General features: G+C 70.1%; 5 protein-coding genes. 4 read left to right on the top strand and 1 reads right to left on the bottom strand.

The annotated features are described in order from the left end of the window. Positions 1–127 precede the first annotated feature (127 nt). The 4 genes from ACFWVP_RS05645 to ACFWVP_RS05660 are packed head-to-tail and all read left to right on the top strand — an operon-like array spanning position 128 to position 5,029. Positions 128–1,714, top strand: a complete 1,587-nt coding sequence (locus tag ACFWVP_RS05645) for an ABC transporter substrate-binding protein (protein ID WP_384493860.1) — start codon at positions 128–130, stop codon at positions 1,712–1,714. Next, positions 1,711–2,661 (top strand): ABC transporter permease, encoded by a 951-nt coding sequence (locus ACFWVP_RS05650; protein WP_384493861.1) that lies wholly within the window; start codon positions 1,711–1,713, stop codon positions 2,659–2,661. Before ACFWVP_RS05645 ends, ACFWVP_RS05650 begins: the two co-directional genes overlap by 4 nt. Further along, on the top strand, positions 2,658–3,512 hold the full coding sequence (locus ACFWVP_RS05655) for an ABC transporter permease (protein WP_384493863.1): 855 nt from the start codon (positions 2,658–2,660) through the stop codon (positions 3,510–3,512). Before ACFWVP_RS05650 ends, ACFWVP_RS05655 begins: the two co-directional genes overlap by 4 nt. Next, a complete protein-coding gene (locus ACFWVP_RS05660) occupies positions 3,509–5,029 on the top strand; it encodes an ABC transporter ATP-binding protein (protein WP_384493865.1) in 1,521 nt (506 codons plus the stop codon). Before ACFWVP_RS05655 ends, ACFWVP_RS05660 begins: the two co-directional genes overlap by 4 nt. 50 nt (positions 5,030–5,079) lie before the next feature. Here ACFWVP_RS05660 and ACFWVP_RS05665 read toward each other — a convergent pair whose 3' ends face one another. Next, complete coding sequence (locus ACFWVP_RS05665; protein WP_384493866.1) at positions 5,080–6,714, bottom strand: (2,3-dihydroxybenzoyl)adenylate synthase; 1,635 nt, start codon at positions 6,712–6,714, stop codon at positions 5,080–5,082. Positions 6,715–6,959: the final 245 nt, after the last annotated feature.

The following is a 6,959-nucleotide window of genomic DNA, read 5'->3' on the forward strand; positions in this document are numbered from 1 at the left end:
TCGCATCATGAAGCTCGATCGGCTTCGGCCGGCCGCATGCGTGCACCCCCCGTATGCGGCACGTGACCGCCCCCGTGTCCGCATTCCTTTCATCTCGGATCCGATCAGCACTTCTTCAAGGAGAAGCATGTCCAGACAGTTCGACCGCCGTGCCTTCCTACGCCGCAGCGCTACGGGAGCCATGGCTCTGGCCGTTGGGCCCGGCCTGCTGGCGGCGTGCTCGACCGATGATCTCTCCACCTCGGAGAAGGCCGGCGGCGGTTCCTCACCCCGCACGGGTGGCACGCTCCGTGCGGCCTTCGTGGGGGGTGGCGCCTCCGAGACGCTCGACTTCTTCAACGGCCCTTCGGCGCTGGACCTGGTCCGGGCCCGAGCCTGGCACGGCACCCTGGGAAATCTCGATCCCTCCGCCCCTGACGGCGTGCGCTACGGAGTGCTCAAGGGGATCGACATAGCCGAGGACCTGTCCACGTACACCCTGCACGTCCGGCCCGGCGTCCGCTTCACCGACGGGTCGAAGCTGACCTCGGCGGACATTCTGCATTCACTGTCCGCACTCGCGGGCAAGAGCATGCTGCCGGTGTACAGACTGGCCGCACTGAACTTCGACCTCGCGGCCGCCAAGGCGGATGGTGACCTCAAGGTCGTACTGCCCACGCTCCGGCCCATCGCGGACGGCCGCATGATCCTGTGTCAGGGAAACTTCCTGATCGTCAAGGACGGGACCCGGCGCTTCGCGCAGGGAATGCCGAGCTGCGGGCCCTTCCGGCTCAGCGAGTTCACGCCCGGTCAGGGATCCGCGTTCACACGCTACGACGACCACTACGGGCAGGTGCCCCACCTCGAGGGCCTGGAACTGCGGTCGATCGCGGACTCGACGGCCCGCGCCGGGGCGCTCACCAGCGGCGAGATCGACTTCGCCCATGACCTCTCGCCGGTCACCGCACGCACGCTCGCAGATAACGGGAAGGTCGAGCTCGCGCCCACGAGCAGCCCGTACCTCGTGGGACTGTCGTTCCAGATGAACATGAGCGTCAAGCCCTTCGACGACCCCCGGGTGCGTGAGGCGTTCAAGCTCGCGGCGAACCGTGAGGCGATGGTCAAGACGGTGTTCTACGGAAACGCGGTGGTGGGCAACGACCTGCCGTCCATCGGCTTCCCGGACTACGCGGAGAGCGTGCCCCAGCGTGCCTACGACCCGGACAAAGCAAGGAAGCTGCTGAAGGCGGCCGGGGCCGAAGGGGTGAAGGTCGAGCTGACCACGGGCCCTGAGACTCCCGGAATGGCGGAGATGGCCACGCTGTACGTCGAGGACCTGAAGAAGGCGGGTGTGCGGGCATCGGTCCGCGAACTGCCCGCGGGCCAGCTCTTCGCAGATTTCGCAGCGTACAGCCGCCTGCCGCTTGCGGCCTCGTACCAGATGCCGATTCCCGCACTGTCGACCTACCAGATGAGCACGGCCGGCGGTTCACCGTCAGCCTTCGGCTGGAAGCATGCCGAGGTCGATGCCCTGGTGGCGAAGTCCCGTGCCGAGCGCGACGGGGCCGAGGCCCGGAAGCTGGGTACGGCGGCACAGCGCAAGCGCTGGGACGAGGGGAACCAGGTACTGCCGGTCTTCAAGCCGAACCTCAACGCACAGGCCAAGGGCGTGGGCGGAATCCGGGACGATCTCTTCGAGCAGTTCCCGGGCTTCTCCCAGGCGTCCTTGGCGTGAGTCAGCTCTCCTTCATCGGCCGCCGGCTCGTGGGCGCGGCCGTCCTGCTGGTCCTGTTGTCAGCCGTGATCTTCGCGATCACGGTTGTGCTGCCGGGTGACGCGGTCAGCGCGGTGGCCGGTGTGGACGCTTCGCCGGAGGAACGCGCCGAGGTCCGTGCGGAACTCGGCCTTGACCGGTCCGTGACCGAGCGGTACGTGTCATGGGCGGCAGACGCCGTCAGGGGAGACCTGGGTACCGGGTTCGTCGGTCACCGGCCGGTCATGGACGTTCTCGCCACGCGGCTGCCGAACAGCCTGCTGCTGGCCGGCCTGACGCTCGCGTTCACCGCGCCTCTCGCCGCGCTGCTCGGTCTCTGGACCGGGCTGCGCGGCGGGGCTACGGACCGTTGGGTCTCCAAGGTCATGCACGCGGCCGCCGGGGTGCCCGAGTTCGTCCTCGCGTCGCTGCTGGTCGCAGTCCTGGCGGTCCAGTTCCAGCTCCTGCCGCGTGTCTCACTCATTCCCCTCGGCGGTACGCCGCTCGATGTGCCACGCGCACTCGTCCTGCCGGTACTGACGCTCAGCGCGGTCGGTCTGGCCGTCGCCACCAGGCTGTTCCGTGTGTCCGTCGCCGAGGTGGCGGCGACGCCGTACGGGGAATCGGCCCGGCTGAACGGCGTCCGGGGAGCCCGCCTGGCGGTGCGCCACATACTCCCCAACGCGGCCGGCCCAGCCATCCAGGCGCTCACCCTCACCACCGGGGCGCTGGTCGGGTCCGGCGTGGTGGTGGAGAGCGTCTTCGACTATCCGGGGATCGGACGGGAGCTGCAACTGGCCGTGGCCGCACGGGACATACCGATGGTCCAGGGGATCGCCACCGTCCTTGCCGCGGTCATGCTGGCGATCCTCCTGCTGGGTGACATCTGTGCGCGGTGGCTCAGCGCACAGGGAAGGCGCGACGCATGACCAAGGTTATGACGAGGGACCGCGCCATACGTGCGGCCGGCCCCCGGGCGTGCCGACGCCGACCGCCGTATCTCACCGGAGGAATCGCGCTCCTCGTGCTCGCGCTCGCGCTGCTGGGCCCGCTGGCGGCTCCGTACGGCGCGACCGAGCAGGTTGGGGCGCCCTTCCAGCAGCCGGGTGGAGGTTTTCTTCTCGGGACCGACATCCTCGGCCGGGACGTAGCCAGCCGGGTGCTGGGCGGGGGCCGGACGATCGTGCTCATCGCTGTCGCCGGGACAGTGCTCGCCGGTGTCATCGGGGTGGCCGCCGGCGTACTGGCCGCCATGGTCTCCCCCCGCTTCGGCGACGTCGCGCTCCGGGCCGTCGACGCGCTGGCAGTACTGCCGGCCCTCCTGCTCATCCTGGTGCTGGCCGCGGGCTTCCCTGGCAGCGATACCGCTGTCGTGGCGGCCGTCGCACTCGCCACCGCGCCCTTCTCCGTCAGGGTCCTGCGTGCTGCGGCGGATTCCATCCTCACCAGCGGATACGTTGAGGTCGCCCGCGCCCGGGGTGACAGCCGAACGGCCGTGTTGCGCCACGACGTGCTGCCCAACATCGCCGGGCCGGCCCTCCTGGACACCGCCCTGCGTCTGGTCGCCTCGCTGCACCTCACCGCCACAGCCGGGTTCCTCGGTCTCGGACGGGGTGGTACAGCGCCCAACTGGGGACGCATGGTCAACGAGAACCTTCCGGGAGCGACGCTGGCACTCGCCCCCTTTCTTGTTCCGGCCCTGTTGCTCGTAGTGCTGTCCGTATGCGTGGGTCTGTTGGCCGGCCGGCTCGCGGACGCCGCAGGAAGAGGTGTGGCATGACCAGCACGTTCGCCGAGATCAAGGGACTGACCATCGGCCCGACGGCCGGGGGCCCGCCCGTGCTGCTCGACGCCTGCCTGTCCGTGGAGCGCGGGCAGGTGCTCGGGGTGGTGGGGAGGTCGGGGTCCGGAAAGAGCAGCCTTGCGTTCGGCCTGCTCGGCCATGTCCGGCCCGGCCTGGAAAGGCGTGAGGGGGATGTCCGGGTGGCCGGAGCCGACCCGTTCACGCGGCAGGGCGCCCGACGCCTCAGGGGACGCGTCGTGTCGTTTCTGGGCCAGGACCCCGCCTCATCCCTCAACCCCGCGCTGCGGATCGGTCAGCAGATATCCGAGGCTGTGCGGCTGCGGACGGGCGCGGCGAGCGCGGAAGTGGTCGCGGCGGAGACCGAGTCGCTGCTCCAATCCGTGCGGCTGCCCGCCGACCGGGCGTTCCAGCGGCGGGTGCCGCACCAACTCTCGGGCGGGCAGGCGCAACGGGTGGCTCTCGCCCTTGCTCTCGCGGGCTCTCCGGACCTGCTGGTCCTGGACGAACCGACCAGCAGCCTGGACACGGCGCTGGCGGCGCGGATGCGCGCACTGCTGGCCGAGGTGCTGAGCGGGGGCGAGCGCGCCGCGGTACTGGTCAGCCATGACCCGGCCTGGATCGGTTTCGTAGCGGACGACGTGATCCGTCTGGAGGGCGGCCTGATCACGTCACCCCTCACCTCGCCGATGCCGGCGGCCGCTCCGGCCCCGGCGCCCCGGCTTGCGGGGGCGCCCGCCGGCCGTCCGACCGGCGGGCTGCTGTCCGTGGAGGGCCTGCTGGCCGTTCATGGACGCGAGACCGTCCTGCACGACGTTTCCCTCACGGTCGACGGCGGTAGCTGTACGGCCGTAGTGGGCCCCTCCGGTTCCGGAAAGACCACCCTGGCCCGCTGTCTCGTGGGGCTGCACCGGTACACCGCAGGGAGTGTCGCCTGGCGGGAGGAGCACACGCCGGCGGATGGGGGCGCCGCCCTCCAGTTGGTCGCCCAGGACGCGCGTGGCGCGCTCAACCCGCGCGAATCGGTGCGTATGGCGCTCACGCGACCGTTGACGAGGCATCGAGGGCTGCCGGCTGGGGCGGCGGCGACCGAGGCCGTCAGGCTGCTCGACCTGGTCGGTCTGGTCCCCGAAATCCTGGGACGACGACCGGGCGAGCTGTCGGGTGGTCAGCGTCAACGGGTCTCCCTTGCACGGGCACTGGCTGCCGGACCGCGTGTTCTGGTGTGTGACGAGATCACTTCGGCACTCGACCCCGAGACGGGGAGCGGGGTCCTGACCCTGCTCAACACACTGAGACGGACGCTGGGACTGACCGTCGTGATGGTGACGCACGACCTGGCGGCTGCCGCCCGCTGCGCCGACGAGGTCGTCGTCCTGGACGCGGGGCGGGTGGTCGAAGCCGGCCCCGCGGAGCGTGTCCTCCTACACCCGGAGCACCCGGTGACCCGGGAGCTGGTCGGCTGCGCCGGGGAGCCGCTGTCCCGCGCTGCGTAGGGGCAGGGGATCGGAAGGGGAGGGGTATGCAAGCCCTCCCCTTCCTGCTTTCACGCCCGGGGCAACTGCCGGGCCAGCGCCGTCTTGTCGATCTTTCCTACGGCTGTGAGAGGCATGTGCCCCACTTCGACCACCTCGTCCGGGGCCTTGTGGTCCGCCAGCCCGCGCTCCCTCAGGAAGGCGGCCAGCTCACGAGTGCTCGGCGCGCTCCCCGCGCACATGACGAAGGCGACCGAGCGTTCACCCCAGCGCTCGTCGGGTACGCCGATCAGGGCGGCGGAGGTGATGGAGGGGTGGGTCAGCAGCTGTTCCTCCACCTCGGTCGCGCCGATCTTCTCGCCCCCGCGATTGATCTGGTCCTTGATCCGACCCACGACGACGAGGTGCCCGGAGGGGAGGCGCCGTACGAGATCTCCCGTGCGGTAGTAGCCGTCCTCGGTGAACGCCGTCCGGTTGTGCTCCTCGGCCCTGTAGTAGCCGCGCAGCGTGTACGGACCCCGGGTCAGCAGCTCGCCGGGAGCGCCGTCGGGCACCGGCTCGCCCTCCGCGTCCACGACGAGCACCTCGTCGTCGGGTGAGATCGGGCGGCCCTGGGTGGAGCAGACGAGCTCTTCCGGATCGTCGAGGCGTGTGAGGTTGATCAACCCCTCCGCCATGCCGAACACCTGCTGCACCGTCACGCCGAGGGCGGGCCCGAGCCGACGCGCGAGGTCGTCGGGCAGCCGGGCCCCGCCGACCTGGACCACGGCGAGGCTGCTGATGTCCGACAGGCCGGTGGCCGCTTCGTCCATCCAGTGCGGGACGAGCGGTGGGCTCAGCGAGGTGACGGTCACCCCCTCGTGCTCGATGAGCGCGAACGCGGTCTGCGGACTGGGATCGGGCGAGACCACCACGGTCCCGCCACGGAAGAGGGTGCCGAGCACGCCGGGACAAGACAGCGTGAAGTTGAAGGCGATCGGCAGGACGGCCAGATAGACGGTGCCGGGGTCGAACGCGCAGAGATCGGCGCTGGCCCGCGCGTTGTAGCTGTAGTCGTCGTGTGTCCTCGGGATGAGCTTGGGCAGCCCTGTGGTTCCGCCGGAGAGCAGCAGCAGGGCGAGGTCGCCGGAATCGGCCCCGCCGTCGGCAGGGAGGGGCTCCTGCCCGTCGCCGGCCTCGCGCAGTTCGTCGAACCGGACGAAGTCCTCGTGCCGGCCCGTATCCCCGACCACGACGACATGGCGCAGGGAGCCTGACGACTCATGATCCGCGAGCACCTCCCGCAGTAGCTCGCGGTGGTCGAAGCGCGCGTGTCGGTCGGTTATGACGCAGGCCGTGGCCCGGGAGGTGCGTACGAGGTGGCTGATCTCCGTGCGCCGGTGGCCCGGCATGGCGTGTACGGGGACTGCTCCAAGGCGCTGCAGGCCGAACCAGATCAGCGCGAATTCGGCGCAGTTGGGCAGCTGGACCACCACTCGGTCTCCTTGCCCCATTCCGAGGCCGCGCAGTCCGCGCGCGACGCGGTCCGCCTCGCGGTCCAGCTCCGCGTAGGTCCACCGGCGGTCGCCGTCGACCAGCGCGACGCTTTCGGGGCGGGTGGCGGCCCAGCGGCGCAGGGAGGAACCGAAGGTCACTCCTTCCCAGTGGCCGGCGTTGCGGTAGCGCTCCGATTCGGCTGTGGACCGGGTGGGTTGTGTCTCGTTCATGGACCTACCTTTCGTCACTCTGCGTCAGGTGCTGGCGCACAGGGGGGCGGATGGTTAAGATGCATATTCAGAAATGATAATCATTTCCAAGTAGATGGCCGACCTCGTGCCGAGAGCCGCCGATCATGGCCGGCGAGCACTGGCCCCCCTTGTCCTGGAAGGACCCCCATCAGTGAGCGATGAACCAGCCCCCGGCGTGCAGGCTTCGCGAGGCGGGCCGGTAGACCGTGCCGCCCACGTGCCGA

This window comes from Streptomyces sp. NPDC058637, from assembly GCF_042717325.1.
Classification (GTDB): Bacteria; Actinomycetota; Actinomycetes; order Streptomycetales; family Streptomycetaceae; genus Streptomyces.

Bases quoted from the DNA above. Each gene is read 5' to 3' on its own strand.
- ACFWVP_RS05645 (WP_384493860.1), top strand. From the start codon at position 128: ATGTCCAGACAGTTCGACCGCCGTGCCTTCCTACGCCGCAGCGCTACG.
- ACFWVP_RS05655 (WP_384493863.1), top strand. From the start codon at position 2,658: ATGACCAAGGTTATGACGAGGGACCGCGCCATACGTGCGGCCGGCCCC.
- ACFWVP_RS05660 (WP_384493865.1), top strand. From the start codon at position 3,509: ATGACCAGCACGTTCGCCGAGATCAAGGGACTGACCATCGGCCCGACG.
- ACFWVP_RS05665 (WP_384493866.1), bottom strand. From the start codon at position 6,714: ATGAACGAGACACAACCCACCCGGTCCACAGCCGAATCGGAGCGCTAC.